Origin of the sequence: Duganella sp. CT11-25 (genome assembly GCF_047302815.1) — a bacterium.
GTDB lineage: Bacteria > Pseudomonadota > Gammaproteobacteria > Burkholderiales > Burkholderiaceae_D > Rugamonas.
Map to the genome: position 1 here is coordinate 5,168,195 of NZ_JBKBFD010000001.1, position 25,773 is coordinate 5,193,967.

The window sequence follows — 25,773 nt, forward strand, 5'->3', positions numbered from 1 at the left end:
GCTCGCTCCTCCGTGGTTCGTTAAACAGGCAGGCTTGCTGAACCCAGACTATAGCGCGAGTTTCAGTGCGCGCCGATATTCTTGTCGAGGAAACGCTCCACCCGGCCCCAGAAGTCGACGCGGTTCTTCGGCAGCGCCCAGCCGTGGCCTTCCTCCTCGTATTCGATCCACTCGACGTTGGGGTTGGTCTGCTTGACGGCCTTGTAGAACTTGGTGCCGTGCGGCAGCGGCACGCGCATGTCGGCGCCGCCGTAGGCCAGCAGCAGCGGCTGCGTGATGCGGGCCGCTTGCAGCAGCGGCGAGGTGGCTTTCAGCTGTTCGGCGTCCTTGACCTGGTCGCCCACCAGCGACGGCATGCCGTACTGCTTCCAGCCGTCCGGCAGGTCGGAGCTGAAGTTCCAGTGGCCGTCGTACAGCAGGTTGATGTCGGTGACGCCGGCCCAGTCGATGCCGCACTTGTACAGGTCGGGGTCGTTGATCAGGCCCATCAGGGTGGCGTAGCCGCCGTAGCTGGCGCCGGCGATGCAGATCCGCCTGGCATCGGCATAGCCCTGGGCGATGGCCCAGCGCGTGCCATCGGCGATATCGTCCTGCATCTTCAAGCCCCATTGCTTCCAGCCGGCGCGGAAGTGCCTGGCGCCGAAGCCGGTGCTGCCGCGGTATTCCGGCTCCAGCACGGCGTAGCCGCGCGAGGCCAGGAATTGCACGTCGGCGTCCCAGCCCCAGCTTTTGCCGCGCACATACGGGCCGCCGTGCACCAGCACCACCAGCGGCAGGTTCTTGCCGGCGCCCTGCGGCACGGTCAGCCAGGCCGGGATGTCGAGGCCGTCGCGCGCCTTGTAGTGCACCAGCGTCTGCTGCGCCATCTGCTGCGCCTGGATTTTCGGGTGGCTGCCGCCGACCACGGTCAGCTTCCCGGTCTCGCTGTTGTACAGCATGGTGCGCGACGGGAACAGATCGGAATACGCCACCACCAGCACCCACGGCGATTCCGGCCGCACCGGCGGCGTCAGCAGGTTGACGGTGTTGGGCAGCATGCCGTCGATCTTGTCCTGCATGGCTTTCATGCCCTTGTCGAACCAGGTCGTGCCCTGGGCGTCGGTCAGGTGGCGGATGCCCAGCAGCTTGTCCTTGCTCATGATCAGGCGGCCGCTGAAGTCATAGCCATCCAGCGCCACCAGCGGGCTGTCGGCCACCTTGCCGGCGGCTAGATCGTAGGTGTACAGCGCCGACTTGTCCTTGCCGGCGTGGCTGACGACGTACAGCGTGCCGTCCGGGCCGAAGGCCATCGGCGTGAAGGCGCCCTTGCCGCCGGTGTAGGTGCCGTAGTTGGTCAGCGGGCGCCAGTGCTGCTGCTGGGCCGGATCGCGGTAGTAAATCGTGCTGACGCCCTTGTCCACGGTGGTGGTCAGGCGCGGCTCGCCGTTGTTGTCCAGCAGCCAGTGCATGCTGGCGCCGGGCCGCTCGAAGGAGGTGATGCGGCCGGTCAACGTGTTGAGGCGCTGCAGGTCGACATAGTCGACCTGGCCGGGACCGGAATACGAGGTGTAGACCACGTACACGTATTCGCTGTCCTGGGCGTTGCGCTGCCCGAGCAGGTAGGTATTCCACGGCAGCAGCTCGCGGTTGCCCAGCGCGCCCATGCCGACGGTGATGAAGGGCTTGCCGCTGCGGCTGACCAGCTGGCGGAACTTGCTGCCGTCGCGGTTGATCGCGTACAAGCCGGGCGCGTAGCGCAGGTCGCCCTGGCCGACGCTGCGGTCGGTGGCGGTGAACACCAGGCGGTCGTCGTTGACCCACTCGAACTGGCCGATGTCGGCGTCGCTGAAGTTGCCCACCGCCAGCACCTTGCTGTCGCTCAGCGTGACCACGGCCAGGCGGTCGCGCTGGTCCTTGTCCTTGGCGGCCACGCGCACGGCCAGGTACTTGCCGCTGGGCGAGAGCAGGGCGCCGCTGAACTCGGGATTTTCAAAAAAATCCGCGATCGGCGGGCGTGCCGCCGGCTCGGCGGCAAAGGCGGAGCAGCTGAGGACGGCGGCACAGGCGAGCAGAACGATGGCTTTGAAGCGCATGATGTCAGTTGTGAAATAAATAATCCGTGCACGATATCATCAAGTTATCAAATCCGCCACAAGCCATATGTATCATCGCGGCGCGGCGCCGATATTCTTGTCCAGGAATTTCTCGACCCGGCCCCAGAAGTCGATGCGGTTCTTCGGCAGCGCCCAGCCGTGGCCTTCCTCCTCGTACTCGACCCATTCGACGTTGGGGTTGGTCTGCCTGACCGCCTTGTAGAACTTGCTGCCGTGCGACAGCGGCACGCGCAGGTCGGCGCCGCCATGGGCCAGCAGCAGCGGCTGCGTGATGCGGGCCGCCTGCAGCAGCGGCGAGGTGGCCTTCAGCTGTTCCGCGTCCTTGACCTGGTCGCCGATCAGCACCGGCATGCCGTATTGCTTCCACTCCTCCGAGGCGTCGGAGACGGTGAACCAGCCGGGGTCGTACATCAGGTTGATGTCGGTGACGCCGGACCAGCTGATGCCGCACTTGTACAGGTCCGCATCGTTGACCAGGCCCATCAGCGCGGAATAGCCGCCGTAGCTGCCGCCGGCGATGCAGATGCGCTTGGGGTCGGCGACGCCCTGGGCGCTGGCCCAGCGCGCGCCGTCGGCGATATCGTCCTGCATCTTCAAGCCCCATTGCTTCCAGCCGGCGTGGAAATGGCGGGAGCCGAAGCCGACGCTGCCGCGGTATTCCGGCTGCAGCACGGCGTAGCCGCGCGATGCCAGGAACTGCGCTTCGGCATCCCAGCCCCAGCTGCCGCCGCGCACGTAAGGGCCGCCGTGCACCAGCATGACGAGCGGCAGGTTCTTGCCGGCGCCCTGCGGCAGCGTCAGCCAGGCGGGAATGTCCAGGCCGTCGCGCGCCTTGTAGTGCACCAGCTGCTCGCGCGCCATCTGGGCCGGCTGGATTTTCGGATGGCTGGCGCCGATCGCGTTCAGCTCCCGGGTCTCGCTGTTGTACAGCATGGTGCGCAGCGGGAAGATATCGGAATACGCCTCCACCAGCACCCACGGCGAGCCCGGCTTGGCGGGCAAGGTCAGCAGATTGACGGTGTTGGGCAGGATCTCGTCGAGATGCGCCTGCATCGCCTGCATGTCCTGGTCCAGCCAGTTGGTGCCGCGCGAGTCGGTCAGGTAGCGGATGCCGATCAGCTTGTCCTTGCCCATGATCAGCTCGCCGCCGAAGTCATAGCCCTCGAGTTGCACCACCGGCTTGTCGGACAGCTTGTTGGCGGCGAAATCAAAGGTGTACACGGCCGCCTTGTCCTTGCCGGCGTTGGCGACGACATACAGCGTGCCGTCCGGGCCGAAGGCCAGCGGGGCGAACGCGCCCTTGCCGCCGATGAAGGCGTTGAACTTGACCAGCTGGCGCCAGGCCTGGTCCCGGGCCGGATCGCGGTAGACGACGCTCTTGACGCCGTCCTTGACGACGATCGCCAGGCGCGGCTCGCCGTTATTGTCCAGCAGCCAGCTCCTGGTGGCGCCCGGACGCGGGAGCGGCGTGACGCGCCCGGTCACCGTGTTCAGCAGCTGCAGCTCGACGTAGTCGGTTTGCCCCGCCGAGCCGACCGGATGGGTCACGTAGATCGAGTCCGTATCCTGGGCGCTGCGCTGGCCCAGCATATAGGTGTTCCACGGCAGCAGCACGCGGCCGGTCCTGGAGCCGGTACTGCCGGTGCGGCTGGCCAGCTGGATGTAGTGGGTGCCGTCGCGGTTGATGGCGTACAGGCCGGACGCATAGACCGTGTCGGCCTGGCCGACGGTGCGGTCGGTGGCGCTGAGCGCCAAGCGCTCGTCGTTGACCCATTCAAACCTGCCGATGTCGGCGTCGGTGAAGCTGCAGATCGATTGCACCTTGCCGCTGCTCAGCGTGACGACGGCCAGCCGGTCGCGCTGGTCTTTGCCGCCCATGCGCACGGCCAGGTAATTGCCGCTCGGCGACAGCTTGGCGCCGCTGAAGGCCGGGTTCTCGAAAAAATCGCCGATCGCGGGGCGGGCGGCGCTGGCCGGCGCATCGGCCGCCAGCAGCGGCAAGTGCAGCGCCGCCAGCAGCAGGAAGGGTGCAAAACGCATGGTCTCGATTATGAAAATAATAATTGCATCAAGATAACATCAAGCCCTGGCCGCCGCCACGGCGGGAATGTATCTTATTGTTCCGGCGCGCGGATGTAGTCGACCAGCGCCTGCGCCTGGCGGTTCGGGGCCGGCGTCAGCAGGCTGACCGCGACGATGGTCAGCAGGCCGGCCGGCACGCCGAAGATGCCGGCCGAGATGGGGGCGATGTGGAACCACTGGCCGGCCGCCGCGCCGCCCAGGACGGGGTTGGTGTGCAGCATGTAGTAGACGCAGACCACGAAGCCGGCCGCCATGCCGGCGAGCGCGCCCTGGTGGTTGGCGCGCTTCCAGAACACGCCCAGCACCAGCGCCGGGAACAGCGTCGAGCCGGCCAGCGAGAAGGCCGCGCCCACCAGCGACAGGATGTCGCCCGGCTTGGTCGAGGCGGCGTAGGCGGCGATGAAGGCGACCGCCAGCAGCAGCAGCTTGGAGATCGTCACCCGCTTCTGGGTCGAGGCGCTGCGGTCGACCAGCTTGTAGTAGACGTCGTGCGACAGCGCGTTGGAGATCGCCAGCAGCAGGCCGTCGGCGGTCGACAGCGCGGCGGCCAGGCCGCCGGCCGCCACCAGCCCGGAGATCACATACGGCAGGCCGGCGATCTCCGGCGTCGCCAGCACCAGCACGTCGGCGTCGATGGTGATCTCGGCCAGCTGCACCACGCCGTCGCGGTTGATGTCGCTGATGCCGAACAGCGGATTGAGCTTGTCGACGTTGGTCCAGTACGACACCCAGTTGGGCAGGTGGGCGTAGTCGATGCCGACCAGCGAGGTGTAGATGTCGTATTTGACCAGCACCGCCAGCGCCGGGATGGTCAGGTAGATCAGCAGGATGAAGAACAGCGTCCAGAACACCGACACCCGCGTCTCGTGCACCGACGGCGTGGTGTAGGAGCGCATCAATATGTGCGGCAGCGCGGCCGTGCCCAGCATCAGGCAAAACACCAGCGCCAGGAAGTTGTTGCGCTTGATGTCCGAGGTCTCGGGATCGCCGGGGTAGGGCGTGGCGTGCGGCGTGATCGGTTCGGCGCGGACCAGGTTCTGGGCGACGGCGTCGGACCACAGGCGCTGCGCTTCGTCGGCGGTTTTCGGGTAGGCGATCAGGGCCCGCTCGGCGCTGCGGATTTCCAGCAGCGAGGCGTTGCGCAGCTTGACGCCGTCGAGCTTGCGCTGGACGTCGATGCGGCCCGCCTCCCACGAGGCCGGCAGGGCGTTGACGCGGGCCTGGTAGTCGGCGGCGCGCTGGCGGAAGATGGCGCGCACCTCGGCTTCCTTGGGATCGTCCTGCAGCACGCTTTCGCGCGCGCTCAATTGCGGCAGCAGCTTGCCGTAGGCGACCTGCGGGATCGGGTTGTCGCTGTGCTTGGCCGACAGCCAGATGGCCGGAATCAGGAAGGCCACCAGGATGATGATGTACTGCGCCACCTGGGTCCAGGTGATGGCGCGCATGCCGCCGAGGAAGGAGCAGACCAGGATGCTGGCCAGGCCGAGGAAGATGCCGACCGAGAAATCGACGCCGGTGAAGCGCGAGGCGATCAATCCCACCGCGTAGATCTGCGCCACCACGTAGATGAAGGAGACCATGATGGTGGCGAGCACCGCCAGCACCCGCACCGCGCGGCCGCCGGCGTGGTTGTCCTCGCCGCCGTAGCGGGCGGCCAGGAAGTCGGGGATGGTGTACTGGGCGAACTTGCGCAGATACGGCGCGATCAGCAGCGCCACCAGGCAGTAGCCGCCGGTCCAGCCCATGATGTAGGCCAGGCCGTCGAAGCCGTGCAGGTACAGGCCGCCGGCCAGGCTGATGAAGCTGGCGGCGGAGATCCAGTCGGCGGCGGTGGCCATGCCGTTGAACATGGCCGGCACGCGCCGCCCGGCCACATAGTATTCGAGCACGTTGGAGGTGCGGCTCAGCACGCCGATCGAGGCGTACAGCACGATGGTGGCGAACATGAACAGATAGCCTATCCACACGCGCGGCATGCCTTCCTGCTCCAGCGCGGCGAGCGAGATCAGGAAGCAGGCGAAGCCCGCCGTGAACATCATGTAGTAGCTGCGCAGGCGCTGGAAGAAGGTGCGGGAGGATTTCAAGCGCGGGGCTCCGGATGGTCGGCGGCGGCCTGGTCGAGCCGGCGCATGCGCCAGGCGTAGACGGCCAGGATGGCGAGATAGACCAGCGACGCGCCCTGCGCCGCCAGGTAGAACGACAGCGGCCAGCCGAACACGCTCAAGCCGGTCAGCTCGCGCGCGAAGAAGGCGGCGCAGAACGTCGTCAACAGCCACAGCATGAGCAGCAGCGCCGTCATGCGGCGCGTCCTGTGCCAGTGCTGCTGGCGGGTCAATGGCGGATTAACCATAGTACGGCGGCTCGCTGTCGGCTTCCGGCGGCGCCGGCGGCAACGGGAAGGTCAGGCGGAACAGCGCGCCCGGCAGCTTGGGCTGCGTGGCGCGCGGATTGCTGAAGATGTCGACCTCGGCGCCGTGCTGCTGGGCGATCTCGCGCACGATCGCCAGTCCCAGGCCGCTGCCTTCGGCGCTGTTGCCGAGGATGCGGTAGAAGCGCTCGAACACCCGCTCGCGCTCCGGCGGCGCGATGCCGGGGCCGGTGTCCTCCACTTCCAGGTAGCCTTGCTCGCCCTCGCCGCCGCGCACCCGCACCGTGACGCTGCCGCCGGCCGGCGTGTAGCGCAGCGCGTTGTCGATCAGGTTGGACAGCAGCTCGCGCAGCATGGTCGGATTGCCGACGATGTGCACCGGATCCGGCGGCGCTTCGAAGCCGAGGTCGATCTTGTGCGCGAACGAGGCTTGCACCCAGTCCTGCACCACGCCGCGCGCCAGCTCGGCCAGTTCCAGCGGCAGCATCGCCGTGCCGGCCTGCGGCTGGTTCTCGGCGCGCGCCAGGGCCAGCAGCTGGTTGACCAGCCGCGTGGCCGCCTCCGAACTCTTGGCCAGCTGTTCCAGCGAGCGGTGGATTTCGCCGCTGTCGGTCTGGCGCAGCGCCAGCTCCGACTGCATGCGCATGCCCGCCAGCGGCGTGCGCATCTGGTGCGCGGCGTCGGCGATGAAGCGCTTCTGCATCTCGATCGACAAGGACAGCCGCGACAGCATCTCGTTGAGCGAACGCACCAGCGGCGAGATTTCCTCCGGCACCTGGTTGGAGGCGATCGGGCTGAGGTCGTCCGAACCGCGGGCGCGGATGCGCTCCTGCAGCTGGGCCAGCGGCGACAGTCCGCGTGCCAGGGCGAACCACACCAGGGCCAGCACGATGGGCAGGATGATGAACTGCGGCAGGATCACGCCCTTGATGATTTCATTGGCCAGCTGGGCGCGCTTTTCCAGCGTCTCGGCCACCTGCACCAGCGCCAGCTGCGGCTCGTCGGCGGTATGCCGTTCCAGCCGCACATAGGCAAAGGCGATCCGCACCGGCGTGCCGTGCATGCTGTCGTTGCGGAAGCGCACGCTGCCGGCGCGGAACTTGTCTTCCTCCTCCAGCGGCAGCGGCATGTCGCGGTCGCCGTCGATGTGCTCGCCGCGCGGGCCCTGGATCTGGAAGTAGACGTTGTCGATGTCGTCGGCGCGCAGGATGTCGCGCGCCGAGCCGGACAGGCTCTTGATGATGCGGCCGTCGACCGAGCGCACCTGCTGCGCCAGCACGGTGACGCTGTCCTCCAGCGCGTGGTCGAACGGCTGGTTGGCGATGGACTTGGCCACCAGGTAGGTGATCGCGATGCTCATCGGCCACAGCAGCAGCAGCGGCGCCAGCATCCAGTCGAGGATCTCGCCGAACAGCGAGTGCTGGATGCCTTCGTCGGCTTCGGCCGCCGGCGGCTGGTAGTCGAGCTGGGAATCGAGCCGGGACTCCGGGCCGGCATCGGCCGATTCCGGCGTCGGCTCGGCCTGGGCCGCGGGCTGCGGGTTCACTTGCTGGCGTCCCCGGCTTCGGCGTTGGCGCGCGCGGCTTCCGAATATTTCTCCAGGCAATAGCCCAGCCCGCGCACGGTGGCGATGCGGATGCCGCCCACCTCGATCTTCTTGCGCAGCCGGTGCACATAGACTTCGATGGCGTTGTTGCTGACTTCCTCGCCCCATTCGCACAGGTGGTCGACCAGCTGTTCCTTGGAAACAAGGCGGCCGGTGCGCGCCAGCAGGATTTCCAGCAGGCCCAGCTCGCGCGCCGACAGGTCCAGCATCTGCTCGCCGATGTAGGCGCTGCGGCCGACCTGGTCGTAGGACAGCGGACCGTGCTTGATGACGGTGGCGCCGCCGCCGGCGCCGCGCCGGGTCAGCGCCCGCACCCGGGCCTCCAGTTCGGACAGCGCGAACGGCTTGGCCATGTAATCGTCGGCGCCCAGGTCGAGGCCGTTGACGCGCTGCTCGATCGAATCGGCCGCCGTCAGGATCAGCACCGGCAGCAGCGAGGAGCGCGCGCGCAGGCGGCGCAGCACCTCCAGCCCGGACAGCTTGGGCAGGCCCAGGTCGAGGATCAGCAGGTCGAATTCCTGGGTCGACAGCGCGGTGTCGGCCTCCTGGCCGTTGCGCACGCAATCGATGGCGTAGCCGGATTGACGCAGCGAACGGGTCAGCCCGTCGGCCAGCACGCTATCGTCCTCTGCAAGTAAAATTCGCATCTCAAACACTCCGGCTGCACAAGATTGTATTGTGTTTCATTTTCCGCAAGGTGGCGAGTTTTTGTGCGATTTCAAAGATTGTTCAAAAATCGTGCTTGCATTAAGCACTGTTTTTTTATACAGTGCTACCTGTACGAACGAACTGCACTCACCTCTATCCGCGGAAAGCACATTATGGACGATAAAAAAGCTGTTGTACCTGCATCTGAAAAAGCCAAGGCGCTGGCCGCCGCGCTGGCCCAGATCGAAAAACAATTCGGCAAAGGCTCCGTAATGCGCATGGACGCCAGCACGCCGATGGAGGAAGTACAGGTCGTGTCGACCGGCTCGCTCGGCCTGGACATCGCGCTGGGCGTCGGCGGCCTGCCGCGCGGCCGCGTGGTGGAAATCTACGGCCCTGAATCGTCGGGCAAGACCACGCTGACCCTGCAAACCATCGCGGAAATGCAAAAACTGGGCGGCACCTGCGCCTTTATCGACGCCGAACACGCGCTGGACGTCGGCTATGCCCAAAAACTGGGCGTCAACCTGCACGAACTGCTGATCTCGCAGCCGGACACCGGCGAACAAGCGCTGGAAATCTGCGATGCGCTGGTGCGTTCGGGCTCGGTCGACATGGTGGTGATCGACTCGGTCGCCGCGCTGACGCCGCGCGCCGAGATCGAGGGCGACATGGGCGACTCGCTGCCGGGCCTGCAAGCCCGCCTGATGTCGCAAGCGCTGCGCAAGCTGACCGGTTCGATCAACCGCACCAACACCCTGGTCATCTTCATCAACCAGATCCGCATGAAGATCGGCGTCATGTTCGGTTCGCCGGAAACCACCACCGGCGGCAACGCGCTGAAGTTCTACGCCTCGGTGCGCCTGGACATCCGCCGCACCGGCTCGATCAAGTCGGGCGACGAGGTGATCGGCAACGAAACCAAGGTCAAGGTCGTCAAGAACAAGATCGCGCCGCCGTTCAAGGAAGCGCACTTCGACATCCTGTACGGCGCCGGCACCTCGCGCGAAGGCGAGATCCTGGACCTGGGCGTGGAAGCGAAGATCGTCGAGAAATCGGGTTCGTGGTACAGCTACAACGGTGAGCGCGTCGGCCAGGGCAAGGACAACGCCCGCATCTTCCTGCAGGAGCGTCCGGCGCTGGCGTGGGAAATCGAAAACAAGGTGCGCGAATCGCTGGGCGTGCGCGCGCTGCCGCCGCTGGCCGCCGACAAGGGCGAGACCGTCGTCAAGCTGAAAGCGGTCGACAAAGCCGATAAAGCCGACAAGGCCGACGCCGCGTAAAGCCTGTCGTTCCCGCGAACGCGGGAATCCATGCTGAGCAAGCGTTCTATGGGCTCCCGCCTGCGCGGGGGCGACGGAGCAACCACCGCGCTGTTTTTGCAGCCGGTGGTTTTTCTCATTGTGCAGAGGGTTTGATGGCAGCACCTCAACTGAGCCTGAAGGCGCGCGCGCTGCGCTTTCTGTCGATGCGCGAACACAGCCGGCTGGAGCTGGGCCGCAAGCTGTCGCGCTACGCGGAAGAGGGCGACGACATCGAAGCGCTGCTCGACCTGCTGGAAAAAAACAACTGGCTGTCGCAGGAACGCTTCTCCGAATCGCTGATCCACCGCCGCGAAGCCCGCTTCGGCAACAGCCGCATCGTCGCCGAGCTGCAAAGCCACGGCGTCAACGGCGAAGCGCTGCAGGAACTCAAGGCCGGCCTGGCCGATAGCGAAATCGCCCGCGCCTGCGAAGTCTGGCAGCGCAAATTCGGCACCGTGGCGGCCGACCAGCAGGAACGCAACAAGCAGATGCGCTTCCTGATGCAGCGCGGCTTCTCCCAGCGCGCCGTGCAAAAGGCGCTGAAAGGCGCCGATTTCGACGACTGAGATGACACGCGACCTGCCCAAGGCACTGCTACTGGCAACCTGGCTCTGGCTGCCCAGCCTGGCGGTGCTGAGCACCGACCATCTGCAGGACGGCGACGAAGTATTCGCGCTGCTGGCGTTTTCCTTGTTCCTGCTGGCCGCGCCGCTGACGCTGGTGCCGCGCATCCGCCTGTATTTCCTACTGTGGTCGCCGCTGGCGCTGCTGGTGCCGCTGTACTGCTATCTGACGCTGGCCTACGGCAGCGTGCCGGGCGATGCGCTGCTGTCGGCCGCGCTGCACACCAGCCCGTCGATGAGCTGGCAGGTGGTGACGTCCTTCGGCTGGCGCATCTGGCTGGTGCCGGCCGCCCTGCTGGCCTACCTGATGCTGGCGCAGTCGCTGAACCGCGATTGGCGGCTGGCCCCGGAGACGCGCAAGCGCCTGCTGGCGCTGCTGCTGCTGATCGCCATGCTGGCGCTGGTGGGCCGGCAGACGGTGGCGCAGCGCCTGCGCCTGCCGCCGCTGTTCGAGCAGTCCACCGCCAACCTGGCGTTCCCCAGCGGACTGGCGCTGTCGCTGGCGCGACTGGCGCGGCATGCGGCGCAGCCCGGCGGCTTCGTCAGCGTGCATGGGCGTCCCGCCGCCGGCGGCCAGCCGCTGCTGGTGGTGCTGGTGGTGGGCGAGAGCTTGCGCAGCGACCACCTTGGCCTCAACGGCTATGCGCGCGACACCACGCCGCGGCTGGCGGCGCTGGGGCCGGACCTGCTGAGCTTCCCGGATGTGGCCTCGACCGGCAACTGGACCGAGCACGCCGTGCCCGGCATCGTCTCGCTGCGGCTTGGCGCGCAGCGCGCCAGCGTGCTGCAAACCTTTGCCGAGGCCGGATACCGCACCGCCTGGCTGTCCAACCAGGAAGCGTTCCCGTACAGCCGCACGGCCGATGTGGCCGAGCACGCCATCGATGCGCAGGATTTTCATTTGCGCACGGATGCCAACCTGCTGCCCATGTTTACCTCCTTTGTGCGCCAGGCCGGGCCGCGCCAGCTGGTGGTGCTGCACATGATAGGCAGCCATATTCCGTATGAAGAGCGCTACACCGCCGCGTCGCGCGTGTTCACGCCGACGCTGGGCGACGGCGGCATAAAGCAGCCGCTGCCGGCGGACAAGCAAGCCGCGATCAACTCCTACGACAACACGGTGATCGAGACCGACAAGTTTCTGGCGCGCGTGATCGAGGTGCTGCGCGGCGAGCAGCGGCCGGCGATCGTGCTGTTCACCTCGGACCACGGCGAGAACCTGTTCGACGACGAGCGCCATTTGTTCATGCATGCGCAAAAAGGGCCGACCCGCTACGACACCCATGTGCCGCTGCTGGCCTGGATGAACCCGCCGTACCGGGCGGCCTATCCGGCGGTGGCGCAAGCCTTGCACGCCAACCGGCTCAAGAAAATCGGCCATGCCAGCCTATTTCCATCGCTGCTGGACATCGGCGCCGTCAGCTGGGACGGGCGCGACGCGCGCAACAGTTTCGCCGCGCCCGAATATATCGAGGGCAAGCGCGACGTGGCCATCGACCTGTACTCCGATACACCCTACGACAGCCTGAAATAGCCCCGCCGCAGTGATTGATTTGGTTCAAGTTGGCATCAGGCACATCGCAACTCCAGCCGGGGTGTGCTACACTTTTAGGGTTTTTGCAGCACCGCGGGTGCGGTGGTTGTCCGTAGAAGCTGCGGCAACGTGCGTTTTTGATAAGAGAAATGCGCCAGGCTGCTAACTAACTAACCGCGTAAGCGGTATCGTCTTATGTCCCTGTCAACTCCAGTTTCCCGACGTGCGCTGCGGCACACGCGCGCAATTGCCGTCCAAGCGTACGCACGCGATGACGGCTTGTGGGATCTTGACGCCCATATCACCGATATCAAGCAACACGACACCGTGCTGGCCTCCGGCCCGCGTGCCGCCGGCACCCCCCTGCATGACCTGTTCCTGCGCCTGACCGTCGATCTGCAACTGACCATCGTCGATGCCGAAGCCGTATCCGATGCCGTCCCCTATCCCGGCCACTGCGACACCATTGCCCCCGATTACAAACAACAGCTCGTCGGCCTGAACCTGATGAAGGGTTTCCGTCACGAGCTCAAGCAACGCCTGGCCGGCATGTCCGGCTGCACCCATTTGACCGAACTGGCGCAGATCCTGCCCACGGCGGCGGTGCAGGCGTTTGCCAACGATGTCTGGTCGACCAACGATGCGGCTACCGAGACCCAAGGCGTGCCGCGCCAAAAGCCGTTTCAACTCGACAAATGCCATGCCCTGCGCACCGACGGCGGGGCAGTGGCGCAGTTTTACCCGCGCTGGGTGGCCAAAGCAGCACCGGGTAGCGCATAGCAATACCTGCTTACAGAGTATCAACCTCAGCTTCATACATTTCGCAGTATCAACCGATTTTTACACATCAGCATCAGAAGGGAAGCCAGCATGAAAATCCATGAGTATCAAGGCAAAGAAATCCTCCGAAAATACGGAGTGACGGTTCCGCGCGGTATCCCGTGCCTGTCCGTTGAAGAAGCAGTCAAAGCTGCAGAAACCTTGGGCGGCCCAGTATGGGTTGTGAAAGCTCAAATCCACGCCGGTGGCCGTGGTAAAGGCGGCGGCGTGAAAGTTGCGAAGTCGCTGGAACAAGTTAAAGAATACGCTGAGCAAATCCTGGGCATGCAGCTGGTCACGCACCAGACCGGCCCTGAAGGCCAGAAAGTACGCCGCCTGCTGATCGAAGAAGGCGCGGACATCAAGAAAGAACTGTACGTGTCGATGGTGACCGATCGCGTATCGCAGCGCGTCGTGCTGATGGCTTCCTCCGAAGGCGGCATGGACATCGAAGAAGTTGCCGAGTCCCACCCGGAACTGCTGCACTCGATCGCCATCGACCCATCCGTCGGCCTGACCGACGCCGATGCCGATGCGATCGCCGCTAAAATCGGCGTGCCTGCCGAATCGATCGCCGACGCCCGCGTCAACCTGCAAGGCCTGTACAAAGCCTACTGGGAAACCGACTCGTCGCTGGCCGAAATCAACCCGCTGATCCTGACCGGTTCGGGCAAGGTCATCGCACTGGACGCCAAGTTCAACTTCGACGCCAACTCGCTGTTCCGTCAACCGGACATCCTGGCTTACCGCGACCTGGACGAAGAAGATCCAGCCGAAGTCGAAGCGTCGAAATTCGACCTGGCCTACATCTCGCTGGACGGCAACATCGGCTGCCTGGTGAACGGCGCCGGCCTGGCCATGGCCACCATGGACACCATCAAGCTGTTCGGCGGCGAGCCTGCCAACTTCCTGGACGTCGGCGGCGGCGCCACGGCTGAGAAAGTGACCGAAGCGTTCAAGATCATGCTGAAAAACCCAGGCCTGAAAGCCATCCTGGTGAACATCTTCGGCGGCATCATGCGTTGCGACGTCATCGCCGAAGGCGTGATCACCGCGTCGAAAGCCGTTTCGCTGAAAGTGCCGCTGGTTGTGCGCATGAAGGGCACCAACGAAGACCTGGGCAAAAAGATGCTGGCCGATTCCGGTCTGCCTATCATCGCAGCCGACACCATGGAAGATGCAGCGAAGAGCGTCGTAGCAGCCGCTGCCGGTCAAGCTTAATTAAGGAATCAACATGTCCATTCTGATCAATAAAGATACCAAAGTCGTTACCCAAGGGATCACCGGCAAGACCGGCCAGTTCCACACCCGCGGTTGCCGTGACTACGCGAACGGCAAAAATGCCTTCGTCGCAGGCGTGAACCCAAAGAAAGCCGGCGAAGATTTCGAAGGCATTCCAATTTTCGCTAACGTTGCAGAAGCCAAGAAAGAAACCGGCGCCAACGTTTCCGTGATCTACGTACCGCCGGCAGGCGCCGCCGCCGCGATCTGGGAAGCTGTCGAAGCCGAACTGGATCTGGCGATTTGCATCACCGAAGGCATTCCTGTCCGCGACATGATGGCCCTGAAGGACCGCATGGCCAAGGCCGGCTCGAAAACCCTGCTGCTGGGCCCTAACTGCCCAGGCCTGATCACCCCTGACGAAATCAAGATCGGCATCATGCCAGGCCACATCCACCGCAAGGGCCGGATCGGCGTGGTTTCGCGTTCGGGCACCCTGACCTATGAAGCAGTCGGTCAGCTGACCGCGCTGGGCCTGGGCCAATCGTCGGCAGTCGGCATCGGCGGCGACCCGATCAACGGTCTGAAGCACATCGACGTCATGAAGATGTTCAACGACGATCCTGACACCGACGCGGTCATCATGATCGGCGAAATCGGCGGTCCGGACGAAGCCAACGCGGCTTACTGGATCAAAGACAACATGAAAAAACCAGTGGTCGGCTTCATCGCCGGTGTGACCGCTCCTCCGGGCAAGCGCATGGGTCACGCCGGCGCGCTGATCTCCGGCGGCGCCGATACCGCGCAAGCCAAACTGGAAATCATGGAAGCTTGCGGCATCACCGTGACCAAAAACCCGTCGGAAATGGCGCGTCTGCTGAAAGCCATGCTGTAATCACAGCCTGCCTTAGTGTGGAATAAAAAGCCCCGTGTGCGCATGCGACGCTGAAGATCGTCGCAAGCCACACGGGGCTTTTTTTGGAGTCGACAGGAGAAAATGCGTTGGCGAAGATCATCATCTCGCGGGATGGACAAATAGAGCAGCAAGTGCAACTGAGCAAGGAGCGGATGACCCTGGGCCGTCACCCGCGCAACGACATCGTCCTGTCGCATCCGGCCGTCAGCGGCGAGCATGCGGTCATCGTCACCATCCTCGACGATTCCTTCCTCGAGGACCTGCACAGCACCAACGGCACCTTTGTCAACGGCCACCGCATCGGCAAGCACTTCCTGCAGCACCAGGACGTGGTCAAGATGGCCAGGTTCCAGGTCGAGTTCGTGGCCGACGGCGTGCGTCCGCTGGCCGCCGCCCAGCCGGTGCTGGCGGAAATCGAAGTATTAAACGGCAACAACGCCGGCAAACACGTGGCGCTGACCAAGCCGCAGACCACGCTCGGCCGCGCCGGCGTGCAGGTGGTGGTCATCCACCGTCATCCCGAACTGTATACGATCACCCACGTCGAAGGCGACCAGCCGCCGCTGCTGAACGGCGTGGCGCTGTCGAAGCAGCCCGAGCGGCTCAATCATGGCGACGTCATCGACCTCAGCGGAACGCAAATGGCCTTCCGGGTCGCCTGACAAAATTTGTCAGTCGATGCCATCCTGACAAATTGTGGCGCTGGGACTGACAAAAATTGGCAGTTTTGGCGAGGTTTTGCTGATTATTTAGGCAATATTAGGTTGGCACAACAATTGCTAAATGGAAAGTGTCCTAACCAATTCTGTTTAACCTCTCGGAGTCGCACATGAAATCCATGAAAATGATGAAAAAACAAGCACAAGCCGGCTTCACCCTGATCGAACTGATGATCGTGGTCGCCATTATCGGTATTCTGGCCGCTGTCGCCATTCCAGCGTACAGCGATTACACCGCCAAGGCCAAGGTCGCCAATGCGCTGTCGTCGGTCGATTCGCTGAAAACCGCCGTGGCGGTTTGCGCCCAGGAAGCCGGCGGCGTCCTGACTACTTGCAACAGTGGTGGTTCCGTTCCTGTTAGCTTCACTAAAACCAAGGAAGCTGAATCGGTTACCGTTCTCGGTAGCGGCGTGATCGCGCTGACCTTGGCACCAAGTGGTTTGGGTGACGGCGTTGATGGCAAGGTGATCACCTTCACGCCAGATTTGCCAGCTGGCGGCACCGCATTGACCTGGGCCACGTCGACGACGGTGACCAACACTGCCGCCAAGGCCGCAATTCTGAAGAACAACAAAGCGCCTTAATTCAGGTGCAGCATAAAAAAACCAGGCTTCGGCCTGGTTTTTTTTCGTCCCTGCAAAGACTCCGCACATCAAATATTTGTCAGCTACGCTGTTGCACTGACAAAAAATGGCAGGCCGGACGACAAAAAACGGCAGTTTTAACGCTGATTTGCTTATTTTTTAGGCGGAAAGGGGGTGGCACATCAATTGCTCATTACCTAGTGTCTTACCTGATTCGTGTTTAACCCCAAAGGAGTCGCAAAATGAAATCCATGAAAATGATGAAGAAACAAGCACAGGCCGGCTTCACCCTGATCGAACTGATGATCGTGGTCGCCATTATCGGTATTCTGGCCGCTGTCGCCATTCCTGCTTACAGCGATTACACCGCCAAGGCCAAGGTCGCCAATGCACTGTCGTCGGTGGACTCGCTGAAAACCGCCGTGGCGGTTTGCGCCCAGGAAGCCGGCGGCGTCCTGACGACTTGCAACAGTGGCGGCGCCGTGCCCGTCAGCTTCACCAAAACCAAGGAAGCTGAATCGGTTACCGTTCTCGGTAGCGGCGTGATCGCGTTGACCTTGGCACCAAGTGGTTTGGGTGACGGCGTTGATGGCAAGGTGATCACCTTCACGCCAGATTTGCCAGCTGGCGGCACCGCATTGACCTGGGCCACGTCGACGACGGTGACCAACGCCGCCGCCAAAGCCGCAATCGAGAAGAACAACAAAGCTCCTTAATTCAGGTGCAGCATAAAAAAACCAGGCTTCGGCCTGGTTTTTTTTCGTCCCGACAAAGCCGCCTGGAATCAGACGATCTTCTGGCGGTCGGCGATCAGCGCTTCGTAGGTCAGGTTTTGCAGCATCGTGTAGTGGACCGGATCGAGGTCGATGAATTGCACGCCATAGGTGAACACTTCCGGCTTGTCGCCGGTCGCCGGCTTGACGATGTTGATGTTGCGGATAGTCGCATTCGGGTTGATGCGCACCTGGCGGTTGCCGGGCTGGGCGATCAGGTAGAACGACAGGCCGACCTGGGCATCGTCTTCCGACAGCTTCTTGGCCGACTCGATCAGCGCGCCGGACACGCTCAGGTTTACCAGGAACACGGAAGTCGCGCCGGCCGGCGTCGACACCTGGGCCGGAATATCGACCTTGACCCGCATCGCCGCGCGCAGGCTGGTGCCCTGGATGGACACCGGGAACGACAGGTGGACGTAGAACAGCGGGCGCGGAAAGACGCGCTGCACGACGCACGAGAACGAGCACACGTTCACGCCGGAAAACACGCGGATGGTCAGCTTGTCGCCATCGTTGAGGGCAATCGGCGAGCCGTTCTCGAACGGCACCTTGACGATCATGTACTCATCCTTGACCCAGCCGATCAGCGTGGAAAAATGCTGGATAGGCTTGATCGTGCGATGCGTGATGAACTGTATCCTGCCTCCCACCTGCAGGTTCATCTGCTCGAATTCGTATTCCTGAGTCTTGGCTTCGCTCGGTGGAGGAGTGCTACTCATTCACATTCTTTCTCGTATGCGCCTGGCATCTACGGCAAGGCCTGGCGCCAAAAAATTGTTTCCGTAGCACTAATTATATACCCGCCAATGAAGGGTAACAATCAGACAATACAATGAGTTGCTAATTGGTCGCAGGTCTCCGCGGGCGGCGCTCTGGCCCTGCAAACACACTATGATCGAGTAATGAAAGGGAAGAAAGATGATTGCTGAAGCGATGGCTTTACTTCAGCAATTTATGAACGTCCGGCGCTCGACGTCGTTGTCGGCTTCTCATCGGAGTCTGGGGCGAGATGGCTTTCAGTAAAATTATTGCCTGCCTACATAAATCTTCGTTCGGGTATCCAAAGGCAGAGATGGCGACAACGGTTCCGTCAGTGTCTTGCAACCGCCAGCGCCAGGGCATTTTCGTCTTTCGGCAACTATCTTCATAGAGTTCGAACCACATATTGACCTCGCCAAAAAAACTCTGATGTTACTCAGCATTCAGGCTCAGGAGTGCGCAATAAGCTTGATCGACATCAATACCATGGATGGCAATGCCTGTCGGCGAAATTCTCGACCATTGCAGGCGAACAAAAAAAGCACGGTTACTTGCAATATGAAACTAAGTATTTGTTGTATTTACATCCCTCATTGCGCAACCTGAATTCCCCGGCCGGATCAGCAACTTAACTCGTCGCGCTCCAGTCGCCCGATTTGCCGCCGTGCTTCTCCATCACACGGATCTCGCCCATGACCATGCCCCGGTCGACGGCCTTGCACATGTCATACACAGTCAGCAGGCCGATTTGCACCGCAGTGAGCGCTTCCATTTCCACTCCGGTCTTGCCGTAGGTCTCGACCTGCGCCTTGCAGTGGACGCTGGAATTGCCGACATCGGTTTCGAAATCCACCGTCACGCGCGTCAGCGCCAGCGGGTGGCACAGCGGCACCAGGTCGCTGGTGCGCTTGGACGCCATGATGGCGGCGATGCGGGCGATGCCCAGCACGTCGCCTTTCTTGGCCGTGCCGCTGGTGATGATGGCCAGCGTTTCCGGTTTCATGCGGATGGTGCCGCTGGCCAGCGCGATGCGGTGGGTTTCGGCCTTGGCGCCGACATCGACCATGTGCGCCTGTCCGCCGGCGTCAAAGTGGGTCAGTTGCTCGGCGGGCGCTGCGGTTTTGTCTGCGGTCATGATGGAGGCGAGGTGGGCGAAAAATGAGACATAATAGGCGCTCTGCGTCAGCGCCCGGGTTGCGGGTATCATATCATCGTGAATGCAAAACGTTTTCCTGCCGTCTCCCCGAGTCGCCGCTCGCCGCGCATGCGCGCGATCGCTGCCGCCCTGCTGGTCGCCATGCCGATGGCGATGGCGCAGAACGTGCTCGGCCCGGCCAAGATTCCCAACCTGCCGGCCCTCGGCGATACCGAACGCCAGGACCTGTCGCCGCTGATGGAGCGCAAGCTGGGCGAGGAGATCATGCGCGATATCCGCCGCGACCGCGATTTCCTCGACGACGGCCCCATCCTCGAATACCTGAACACCTTCGGCAACGCGCTGGTGGCGGCCCGTCCGGGCGCGCGCGGCGAGGCCAATTTCGATTACTACTTCTTCGCCGTGCGCGATCCGCAACTGAACGCGTTCGCGCTGCCGGGCGGCTTCATCGCCGTGCACTCGGCGCTGCTGCTGGCGGCGCAGTCCGAGTCCGAACTGGCCTCGGTGCTGGGCCACGAGATCGGCCACGTCGCGCAGCGCCACATCGCGCGCTCGATCGGCCAGCAGAAGCAGGATGCGCTGATCCCGCTGGCGGCGATGATCCTGGCGGCGCTGGCCTCCAAGGCCGGCGGCGATGCGGCCATCGGCGTGTTCATGGGCGGCCAGGGCCTGGCGATCCAGCGACAGCTCAATTTCGGCCGCGACGCCGAGCGCGAGGCCGACCGCATCGGCTTCCAGATCATGGGCGAGGCCGGCTACGACACCTCGGGTATGGTGGCCTTCTTCCAGCGCATGCAGACCGCGACCCGCAACTACAGCGACCTGGTGCCGGCCTATCTGCAAAGCCACCCGCTGACCACCGAGCGCATCGCCGACATCCAGGCCCGCATCCGCGAGCAGCCGTACAAGCAGCGCCAGGACAGCCTGGATTTCTACCTGGTCCGTTCGCGCGCGCGCGTGCTGCAGGATCCGACCTCGCAGGGCTATGTGGAAGCCAGGCAGTTCTTCGAGCAGCAGATGCTGCAGGAAAACCGCCAGCAGAAGACGGCCGGCCAGTACGGCATGGCTTTCCTGTCGCTGAAACAAGGCGACACCGCCAACGCGCAGGTCTGGCTGGACAAGGCGCGCGCGACGTTCGACAAGCCGCCGGCGGCCGGCGTCTTCGCGGCGGCGCCACCCAAGGCGTCGGATTCGATCTTCATCGCGACCTCGATCGAGATCAAGCTGGCGCAGCCGGACGACAAGGCGATGATCGACAAGGCGCTGGCCGAAGCCGAGGCCGCGCATCAGAAGTTCCCGCTGTCGCGCGGTCTTGCGCACCAGTACGGCGAGGCCTTGATCGCGGCCGGCAAGCTGGAAGAGGCGGGTGTCTATCTGCGCGAGCAGGTGCAGCTATACCGCGAAGATCCGGATGCCTACGATTTGCTGGCGCAAACCTATTCCAAGCAGGGCAAGCAGGCCTTGCAGCATATCGCGCTGGCCGAGTCGTATGTGCTGCAGGGCGGCGTGCTGTCGGCGCTGGACCAGTTGAGCTATGCGCGCAAGGCGCCCGATGCGTCGTTCTACGACCAGGCCGTGATCGATGCCCGCGAGCGCGAGCTGCAGGCGCGCCGCCGCGAGGAAATGGGCGACAAGGGCAAGAAGGATATGGCGGAATCGCGCCCGGCGTTCAAGGCGGAGATGCGCTCCGGCGAAGATCCGGCCACCACCAGCAAGAATCCGTTCGACCGCCTGCGCCAGAATTCCGAGCTTACGCCGGCGTGGCCGCCGGTACGCTGATGTAGCCGAAGCGCGCCGCCAGCCGATCGGCGGCGATGCGCCGCACGGCGTTGCCCTGCAGCGTCAGCGCGCCCGGCGTCGCGCCCTCCATCCATGCCAGCAAGGCCTCGTCCGATGCCGGCGCGCCGTCCATCTGCAACTGCGGCAGCACCTGCGCGAAGTCGCGGTCGTCCAGTTGCGCGACCACTGCGCCGCTGCGCAGGACCAGCGCCCCCGTTTCCGTCAGCACCGCGTCATCGATGGCGCCAAGCGCGGCGCCGGTATGCAGCAGCCAGCCCGCCGCCGGATCGGTGCGGACGATGTACGGCGTCGCCTCCAGCTGCACATACACGCGCTGCGGGCCGTTCTGGAAATACCAGCAGCCCCGTTCATCGGCCGCGTAGTTGCGCACGATGAAGGCCACCAGCGCCGCGTGGTGCAGTTTATCGCCGGGCAGGTTCAGGTGTTGCGCGCGCTCGTCGCGCATGCGCCAGTTGCCGCGCGCGTCCAGCCCCAGCCAGCCGTAGCAGTGGGGCACGTTCGGCCACTTGCTCAGCGCCTGCTTGACGATGTCATCCATGCTGCTCCAGTCGCGCGTCGTTCGTTGCGCCTTGCATCGCGCCTTCCATAAAGTGGATCAGGCGTTGCGGCAGCCAGTCGATCTTGCCCGGCAGTCCGCCGACGGCGAAGCCGACATGGCCGCCTTCGGCGGGATAGTCCAGCACCACGCGCGACGCCGCGCGCTGCGGCAGATGGCGGCCCGGCAGGAAGGGATCGTTCTTCGCGTTCAGCACCAGGGTCGGCACCGTGATGTCGTTGAGGATGTGCTTGGCGCTTGCGCGGTCCCAGTAGTCGTCGGTGTTGCGGTAGCCGTGCAGCGGCGCGGTCACCACGTTGTCGAAGGCGTACAGGTCGCGCGCGGCGTGCAGCGCGTCGAGGTCGAACAGGCCGGGGAATTGCTTGAGCTTGGCCACGCACTTGGGCTTGAGCGTTTGCAGGAACATGCGCGTGTAGATCATGTTCAGGCCGCTCGACAGCGAGACGCCGCCTTGCGCCAGGTCCAGCGGCGCGGAGACCGCGCAGGCCGCGTCGACAAAGTCGGCCTGGTGCTGCGATTCGCCCAGCCAGCGCAGCAGCGCGTTGCCGCCCAGCGAGACGCCGGCCGCGTAGAACTTGCCCGTGTCGTGGCGCGCGTGCAGGCGGCGGATGATCCAGTCGATCTCGGCGGCGTCGCCCGAGTGGTAGAAGCGCGGTGCGCGGTTGGCTTCGCCGGAGCAGCCGCGGAAGTGCGGCACGGCGCCGGACCAGCCGCGCGCGGCGACGTTGGCCATCAGGGCGCGCGCGTAGTGGCTGTCGGACGAGCCTTCGAGGCCGTGGAACAGCACCACGAACGGCTTGCCCGGCTGGCCGTCGACAAAATCGATGTCGACGAAATCGCCGTCCGGCGCATTCCAGCGCTCGCGGCGGAACCGGACCGCCGGCTTGGCGATGCAGACGGCCGGGTAGATGGTCTGGAGATGGCCGCTGGGCAGCCAGAAAGGTGCGGAGTACTTCACGGCGGGGACTTGGATGTTAGTGCAGTATCTGCGCCCGCGTATCGACCGGCACCGGGCCTGGCGCGACCGACACATGGTGCAGCACGATGCGCCAGCCGCGCGGCGTCTTGCTGTAGACGTTGGTGGCGAGCAGGTGCGCCGGTTCGCCGCTGGCGGCGGTGGTGCCTTCGACCACCGTGTGCACCGAACTCATCAGCGTATGCGTTTCATGCAGCTGCGACGGCAGGATGTGCAGGCCGCCATGTTCCAGGATGGCTTGCCAGGACGCGCGGATCGCCGCGTGCCCGATCAGGCGCGGCCCGCCCGGATGCACGCAGACGATCTCGTCGTCATCGGCCCACAGGGCCATCAGCGCATCCAGGTCGGCGCGGTTCAGCGCGTCGTAAAACGCGGCTTCCGTCTCGACGGCGCTGCCATTCATCTGCTTGAGTCGTTTGGTGGGCATGCTGGCTCCGGACGCGCTGCTGGCGGGGTGGATTAGTGGTGGCCGACGACGGTGCCCGGCTTCAGGCGGTAGGCGGTGCCGCAGTAGGGGCACTTGGCGATGCCGTCATGGTTGAATTCCAGGAAAACGCGCGGATGCGACGACCACAGCGGCATGGCCGGGTTCGGGCAGTGGGCCGGCAAATCCTTGCCTTCGAGTTCAACGGCGTTGGCGGCGGCGGACGTGTTGGCGTTGGTCATATTCTTTGTGCTCCGAAAGGCTAGGGGAAAACCACGATTTTAACGGATTCGCGCATTGAGCAAAAATCATCGGTAAAATAGCGCCTCCACAATCCCGGTGCGACCTGCTATGTGGCAGGAATGCCACAGCCTTCCACATGACCGAATCGAGCCGCGCAGCCCCGTCCCCTTACGTGGCGGAACACCACGAACCGTCCTGGCGCGAGGGCGTCAAGACCGGCATGCCGTCGCTGTTCGGCATCGGCGCCTGGGGCCTGGTGGTCGGCATCGCGATGGTCAAGTCCGGGCTGACGATCCCGCAGGCGCTGGGCATGACCCTGGTGGTGTTCGCCGGCTCGGCCCAGCTGGCGGCGCTGCCGCTGATCGCCTCGGGCGCGCCGATCTGGGTCATTTTCGCCACCGCGCTGGTGGTCAACCTGCGTTTCGTGATCTTTTCGGCCCTGCTGGCGCCGCACTTCGCCCACCTGCCGTGGCGCAAGCGCCTGCTGCTGGGCTATGTCGCGGGCGACATGACGGTGGCGCTGTTCCTGCAAAAATATCCTTCCGAGGCGCCGCAGGTCGGCAAGTTGTCCTATCTGAAAGGCCTGCTGTACCCGAACTGGGCTTCCTGGCAGGTCGGCTCGATCGCCGGCATCTTCCTCGGCAGCGCCGTGCCGCCGGAATGGGGGCTGGGCTTTGCCGGCACGCTGGCCATCATCTGCGTGATGATCCCGCTGACGATAGGCCGGCCGGCGCTGTGCGGCGTGCTGGTGGCCGGCGCCGTGTCGGTGCTGGCGGCCGGGCTGCCGTACAAGCTGGGCCTGCTGCTGGCGGTGCTGGTGGGCATGCTGACCGCGATGGCGGTCGAAGAGGGCGGCGAAAAATGGCGTAGTAAAGGAAAACAGCATGGCTGATTGGGAAATCTGGGTCGTCATCGGCGTGCTGGCGCTGGCCACCGCCTGCACCCGCAGTTCGTTCTGGCTGGTCGGCCAGCACATCACCATCCCGAAACGGGTGCAGGAGATGCTGCGCTATGCCCCGGCCTGCGCACTGGCCGCCATCGTGGCGCCGGACCTGATCCTCGGCGCCAACGGTCAACCGCTGCTGGATTTGAGCAATCTCAAACTGGTATCTGGGATTGTTGCTACGATCTATTATTTGCTGCGACGCAATATGTTGGAAACCATCATATTCGGCATGGCTTTCTTCACGGCACTACGCTTGCTACTTGTAGTTCAATAACAGAAAAATCACGCCGGGCTTGCGGTAAAATAGCGCTCTTTCTTCAACTCGACCTTGGGTAGCCATGTCCGCTGTTTTGAACTTCATCCGTCTGCAAGACCTCATCGCCCAGAACGCGCTGCAAGGCAAGCGTGTTTTCATCCGCGCCGATCTGAACGTGCCACAGGATGATGCGGGCAATATCACCGAAGATACGCGCATCCGCGCTTCCGTGCCGGCGATCAAGGCCGCCGCCGCCGCCGGCGCCAAAGTGATGGTCACGTCCCACCTGGGCCGTCCGACCGAAGGCGAGTTCAAGCCGGAAGACAGCCTGGCGCCGGTCGCCCAGCGTTTGGCCGAGCTGCTGGGCCAGCCTGTAGAGTTGAAACAGAACTGGGTCGACGGCGCCGGCCTCGAAGGCCTGCAGGCCGGCCAGGTGGTATTGCTGGAAAACGTACGCGTCAACAAGGGCGAAAAGAAGAACAGCGACGAACTGGCGCAGAAAATGGCCGCTTTGTGCGACATCTACGTCAACGACGCTTTCGGCACCGCGCACCGCGCCGAAGCTTCGACGCACGGCATCGCCAAATTCGCACCGGTCGCCGCGGCCGGCCCGCTGCTGGCAGCCGAGCTGGACGCGCTGGGCAAGGCGCTGGGCGCCCCGAACCGTCCGCTGCTGGCCATCGTCGCCGGCTCGAAAGTGTCCTCCAAGCTGTCGATCCTGAAGGCGCTGGCCGACAAGGTCGATAACCTGATCGTCGGCGGCGGCATCGCCAACACCTTCATGAAGGCCGTCGGCCTGAACATCGGCAAGTCGCTGGTGGAAAACGACTTGGTCGACGAAGCCAAGGCCATCATCGAGATCATGGCCAAGCGCGGCGCGCAAGTGCCGATCCCGGTCGATGTCGTGTGCGCCAAGGAATTCTCGCCAACCGCCGTGGCCACCGTCAAGGACGTGGCCGACGTCGCCGACGACGACATGATCCTGGATATCGGTCCCAAGACCGCCGCCACGCTGGCCGCGCAGATCGGCGCCGCCGGCACCATCGTCTGGAACGGCCCGGTCGGCGTGTTCGAGTTCGACCAGTTCGGCGAAGGCACCAAGACGCTGGCGCTGGCGATCGCCGCCTCCAAGGCGTTCTCGATCGCCGGCGGTGGCGACACCCTGGCCGCGATCGCCAAGTACAACATCACCGAACAGATCGGTTATATCTCCACCGGCGGCGGCGCTTTCCTGGAATTCCTGGAAGGGAAGACCCTGCCTGCGGTCGAGATCCTGACCCAGCGCGCAGGGGCGAACTAAGCGCGAAGTAAGAATAAGTAAATAGCACGGTCGTGCGGTGTAGCAAATTAACAGTAAAATCCAG

The 25,773-nt window shown here is 64.0% G+C and carries 25 protein-coding genes; 13 read left to right on the top strand and 12 right to left on the bottom strand.

Annotated elements, in window-relative coordinates; translation table 11 throughout:
* Window positions 1–62: 62 nt before the first annotated feature.
* The 6 genes from ACEN9F_RS22240 to ACEN9F_RS22265 all read right to left on the bottom strand — a co-directional run bounded on the left by ACEN9F_RS22240 (window position 63) and on the right by ACEN9F_RS22265 (window position 8,796).
* Window positions 63–2,072: an alpha/beta hydrolase family protein gene (locus ACEN9F_RS22240; RefSeq protein ID WP_413423412.1), complete on the bottom strand. Its 2,010-nt coding sequence runs from the start codon at window positions 2,070–2,072 to the stop codon at window positions 63–65.
* A gap of 72 nt (window positions 2,073–2,144) precedes the next feature.
* Entirely contained in the window at window positions 2,145–4,133 is a 1,989-nt protein-coding gene (locus ACEN9F_RS22245) for an alpha/beta hydrolase family protein (protein WP_413423414.1), read from the bottom strand.
* Window positions 4,134–4,207: 74 nt separating this feature from the next.
* Window positions 4,208–6,214, bottom strand: a complete 2,007-nt coding sequence (locus ACEN9F_RS22250) for a sodium:solute symporter family protein (RefSeq protein WP_413427141.1) — start codon at window positions 6,212–6,214, stop codon at window positions 4,208–4,210.
* Between the two features lie 41 nt (window positions 6,215–6,255).
* On the bottom strand, window positions 6,256–6,525 hold the full coding sequence (locus ACEN9F_RS22255) for a DUF4212 domain-containing protein (RefSeq protein ID WP_413423416.1): 270 nt from the start codon (window positions 6,523–6,525) through the stop codon (window positions 6,256–6,258).
* On the bottom strand, window positions 6,518–8,089 hold the full coding sequence (locus tag ACEN9F_RS22260) for a sensor histidine kinase N-terminal domain-containing protein (RefSeq protein WP_413423418.1): 1,572 nt from the start codon (window positions 8,087–8,089) through the stop codon (window positions 6,518–6,520). Before ACEN9F_RS22260 ends, ACEN9F_RS22255 begins: the two co-directional genes overlap by 8 nt.
* On the bottom strand, window positions 8,086–8,796 hold the full coding sequence (locus tag ACEN9F_RS22265) for a response regulator (protein WP_413423420.1): 711 nt from the start codon (window positions 8,794–8,796) through the stop codon (window positions 8,086–8,088). The genes ACEN9F_RS22260 and ACEN9F_RS22265 overlap by 4 nt, the downstream gene beginning before the upstream one ends.
* Window positions 8,797–8,970: 174 nt before the next feature.
* Between ACEN9F_RS22265 and recA the strand changes: the two genes are divergently transcribed.
* The 9 genes from recA to ACEN9F_RS22310 all read left to right on the top strand — a co-directional run bounded on the left by recA (window position 8,971) and on the right by ACEN9F_RS22310 (window position 17,233).
* Entirely contained in the window at window positions 8,971–10,080 is a 1,110-nt protein-coding gene (gene recA / locus ACEN9F_RS22270; protein WP_413423422.1) for a recombinase RecA, read from the top strand.
* 134 nt (window positions 10,081–10,214) lie between these two features.
* The gene (gene recX, locus ACEN9F_RS22275) at window positions 10,215–10,667 is read left to right on the top strand and encodes a recombination regulator RecX (protein WP_413423424.1); all 453 of its coding nucleotides are present in this window, start codon (window positions 10,215–10,217) and stop codon (window positions 10,665–10,667) included.
* A 1-nt stretch (window position 10,668) separates the two neighbouring features.
* Window positions 10,669–12,258 (top strand): phosphoethanolamine transferase, encoded by a 1,590-nt coding sequence (locus tag ACEN9F_RS22280; RefSeq protein WP_413423426.1) that lies wholly within the window; start codon window positions 10,669–10,671, stop codon window positions 12,256–12,258.
* A 195-nt stretch (window positions 12,259–12,453) separates the two neighbouring features.
* A complete protein-coding gene (locus ACEN9F_RS22285) occupies window positions 12,454–13,038 on the top strand; it encodes a DUF2889 domain-containing protein (RefSeq protein WP_413423428.1) in 585 nt (194 codons plus the stop codon).
* Window positions 13,039–13,128: 90 nt separating this feature from the next.
* A complete protein-coding gene (sucC, locus tag ACEN9F_RS22290) occupies window positions 13,129–14,298 on the top strand; it encodes an ADP-forming succinate--CoA ligase subunit beta (RefSeq protein WP_413423430.1) in 1,170 nt (389 codons plus the stop codon).
* A 13-nt stretch (window positions 14,299–14,311) separates the two neighbouring features.
* Window positions 14,312–15,193, top strand: a complete 882-nt coding sequence (gene sucD / locus ACEN9F_RS22295) for a succinate--CoA ligase subunit alpha (protein WP_116992124.1) — start codon at window positions 14,312–14,314, stop codon at window positions 15,191–15,193.
* Window positions 15,194–15,300: 107 nt separating this feature from the next.
* Entirely contained in the window at window positions 15,301–15,876 is a 576-nt protein-coding gene (locus ACEN9F_RS22300; RefSeq protein WP_413423432.1) for an FHA domain-containing protein, read from the top strand.
* 167 nt (window positions 15,877–16,043) lie between these two features.
* Window positions 16,044–16,517, top strand: a complete 474-nt coding sequence (locus ACEN9F_RS22305; protein ID WP_413423434.1) for a pilin — start codon at window positions 16,044–16,046, stop codon at window positions 16,515–16,517.
* A gap of 242 nt (window positions 16,518–16,759) precedes the next feature.
* A complete protein-coding gene (locus ACEN9F_RS22310; RefSeq protein WP_413423436.1) occupies window positions 16,760–17,233 on the top strand; it encodes a pilin in 474 nt (157 codons plus the stop codon).
* 68 nt (window positions 17,234–17,301) lie between these two features.
* Here ACEN9F_RS22310 and ACEN9F_RS22315 read toward each other — a convergent pair whose 3' ends face one another.
* Window positions 17,302–18,012: a flagellar brake protein gene (locus ACEN9F_RS22315; RefSeq protein WP_413423438.1), complete on the bottom strand. Its 711-nt coding sequence runs from the start codon at window positions 18,010–18,012 to the stop codon at window positions 17,302–17,304.
* Between the two features lie 668 nt (window positions 18,013–18,680).
* Window positions 18,681–19,187, bottom strand: a complete 507-nt coding sequence (gene moaC / locus ACEN9F_RS22320; protein ID WP_413423440.1) for a cyclic pyranopterin monophosphate synthase MoaC — start codon at window positions 19,185–19,187, stop codon at window positions 18,681–18,683.
* Window positions 19,188–19,316: 129 nt separating this feature from the next.
* Here moaC and ACEN9F_RS22325 point away from each other — a divergent pair, with 129 nt between their 5' ends.
* A complete protein-coding gene (locus tag ACEN9F_RS22325; RefSeq protein ID WP_413423441.1) occupies window positions 19,317–20,987 on the top strand; it encodes a M48 family metalloprotease in 1,671 nt (556 codons plus the stop codon).
* Here the strand turns inward: ACEN9F_RS22325 and ACEN9F_RS22330 are convergent.
* Genes ACEN9F_RS22330 through ACEN9F_RS22345 form a run of 4 tightly spaced genes read right to left on the bottom strand, consistent with a single transcriptional unit; the run spans window position 20,959 to window position 23,206 of the window.
* On the bottom strand, window positions 20,959–21,546 hold the full coding sequence (locus ACEN9F_RS22330) for a DUF2946 family protein (RefSeq protein WP_413423443.1): 588 nt from the start codon (window positions 21,544–21,546) through the stop codon (window positions 20,959–20,961). The genes ACEN9F_RS22325 and ACEN9F_RS22330 overlap by 29 nt on opposite strands.
* Window positions 21,539–22,522 carry a YheT family hydrolase gene (locus ACEN9F_RS22335; protein WP_413423445.1) on the bottom strand — a complete coding sequence of 328 codons (984 nt, stop codon included), beginning with the start codon at window positions 22,520–22,522 and terminating at the stop codon, window positions 21,539–21,541. Before ACEN9F_RS22335 ends, ACEN9F_RS22330 begins: the two co-directional genes overlap by 8 nt.
* Window positions 22,523–22,538: 16 nt before the next feature.
* Window positions 22,539–22,967, bottom strand: a complete 429-nt coding sequence (locus ACEN9F_RS22340) for a YybH family protein (RefSeq protein ID WP_413423447.1) — start codon at window positions 22,965–22,967, stop codon at window positions 22,539–22,541.
* Between the two features lie 32 nt (window positions 22,968–22,999).
* On the bottom strand, window positions 23,000–23,206 hold the full coding sequence (locus tag ACEN9F_RS22345; RefSeq protein ID WP_413423449.1) for a zinc-finger domain-containing protein: 207 nt from the start codon (window positions 23,204–23,206) through the stop codon (window positions 23,000–23,002).
* A gap of 137 nt (window positions 23,207–23,343) precedes the next feature.
* On the opposite strand from ACEN9F_RS22345, the gene ACEN9F_RS22350 reads away from it, so the two are divergent.
* From ACEN9F_RS22350 to ACEN9F_RS22360, 3 genes are all read left to right on the top strand, one after another.
* Window positions 23,344–24,099 carry an AzlC family ABC transporter permease gene (locus ACEN9F_RS22350; RefSeq protein ID WP_413423451.1) on the top strand — a complete coding sequence of 252 codons (756 nt, stop codon included), beginning with the start codon at window positions 23,344–23,346 and terminating at the stop codon, window positions 24,097–24,099.
* Complete coding sequence (locus ACEN9F_RS22355; protein WP_413423453.1) at window positions 24,092–24,427, top strand: AzlD domain-containing protein; 336 nt, start codon at window positions 24,092–24,094, stop codon at window positions 24,425–24,427. The genes ACEN9F_RS22350 and ACEN9F_RS22355 overlap by 8 nt, the downstream gene beginning before the upstream one ends.
* A 64-nt stretch (window positions 24,428–24,491) precedes the next feature.
* Complete coding sequence (locus ACEN9F_RS22360; protein ID WP_413423455.1) at window positions 24,492–25,709, top strand: phosphoglycerate kinase; 1,218 nt, start codon at window positions 24,492–24,494, stop codon at window positions 25,707–25,709.
* The last annotated feature ends 64 nt before the right edge of the window (window positions 25,710–25,773 follow it).

Excerpts from the sequence above, each read along its gene's own strand:
- ACEN9F_RS22255 (WP_413423416.1), bottom strand. The coding sequence starts at position 6,525 with ATGGTTAATCCGCCATTGACCCGCCAGCAGCACTGGCACAGGACGCGC.
- ACEN9F_RS22250 (WP_413427141.1), bottom strand. The coding sequence starts at position 6,214 with ATGATGTTCACGGCGGGCTTCGCCTGCTTCCTGATCTCGCTCGCCGCG.
- ACEN9F_RS22245 (WP_413423414.1), bottom strand. The coding sequence starts at position 4,133 with ATGCGTTTTGCACCCTTCCTGCTGCTGGCGGCGCTGCACTTGCCGCTG.
- recX (WP_413423424.1), top strand. The coding sequence starts at position 10,215 with ATGGCAGCACCTCAACTGAGCCTGAAGGCGCGCGCGCTGCGCTTTCTG.
- ACEN9F_RS22325 (WP_413423441.1), top strand. The coding sequence starts at position 19,317 with ATGCGCGCGATCGCTGCCGCCCTGCTGGTCGCCATGCCGATGGCGATG.
- ACEN9F_RS22315 (WP_413423438.1), bottom strand. The coding sequence starts at position 18,012 with ATGAGTAGCACTCCTCCACCGAGCGAAGCCAAGACTCAGGAATACGAA.
- ACEN9F_RS22310 (WP_413423436.1), top strand. The coding sequence starts at position 16,760 with ATGAAATCCATGAAAATGATGAAGAAACAAGCACAGGCCGGCTTCACC.
- ACEN9F_RS22305 (WP_413423434.1), top strand. The coding sequence starts at position 16,044 with ATGAAATCCATGAAAATGATGAAAAAACAAGCACAAGCCGGCTTCACC.
- ACEN9F_RS22285 (WP_413423428.1), top strand. The coding sequence starts at position 12,454 with ATGTCCCTGTCAACTCCAGTTTCCCGACGTGCGCTGCGGCACACGCGC.
- ACEN9F_RS22360 (WP_413423455.1), top strand. The coding sequence starts at position 24,492 with ATGTCCGCTGTTTTGAACTTCATCCGTCTGCAAGACCTCATCGCCCAG.
- ACEN9F_RS22330 (WP_413423443.1), bottom strand. The coding sequence starts at position 21,546 with ATGGATGACATCGTCAAGCAGGCGCTGAGCAAGTGGCCGAACGTGCCC.
- moaC (WP_413423440.1), bottom strand. The coding sequence starts at position 19,187 with ATGACCGCAGACAAAACCGCAGCGCCCGCCGAGCAACTGACCCACTTT.
- ACEN9F_RS22280 (WP_413423426.1), top strand. The coding sequence starts at position 10,669 with ATGACACGCGACCTGCCCAAGGCACTGCTACTGGCAACCTGGCTCTGG.
- ACEN9F_RS22355 (WP_413423453.1), top strand. The coding sequence starts at position 24,092 with ATGGCTGATTGGGAAATCTGGGTCGTCATCGGCGTGCTGGCGCTGGCC.
- ACEN9F_RS22240 (WP_413423412.1), bottom strand. The coding sequence starts at position 2,072 with ATGCGCTTCAAAGCCATCGTTCTGCTCGCCTGTGCCGCCGTCCTCAGC.
- sucC (WP_413423430.1), top strand. The coding sequence starts at position 13,129 with ATGAAAATCCATGAGTATCAAGGCAAAGAAATCCTCCGAAAATACGGA.
- recA (WP_413423422.1), top strand. The coding sequence starts at position 8,971 with ATGGACGATAAAAAAGCTGTTGTACCTGCATCTGAAAAAGCCAAGGCG.
- sucD (WP_116992124.1), top strand. The coding sequence starts at position 14,312 with ATGTCCATTCTGATCAATAAAGATACCAAAGTCGTTACCCAAGGGATC.
- ACEN9F_RS22345 (WP_413423449.1), bottom strand. The coding sequence starts at position 23,206 with ATGACCAACGCCAACACGTCCGCCGCCGCCAACGCCGTTGAACTCGAA.
- ACEN9F_RS22340 (WP_413423447.1), bottom strand. The coding sequence starts at position 22,967 with ATGCCCACCAAACGACTCAAGCAGATGAATGGCAGCGCCGTCGAGACG.
- ACEN9F_RS22265 (WP_413423420.1), bottom strand. The coding sequence starts at position 8,796 with ATGCGAATTTTACTTGCAGAGGACGATAGCGTGCTGGCCGACGGGCTG.
- ACEN9F_RS22350 (WP_413423451.1), top strand. The coding sequence starts at position 23,344 with ATGACCGAATCGAGCCGCGCAGCCCCGTCCCCTTACGTGGCGGAACAC.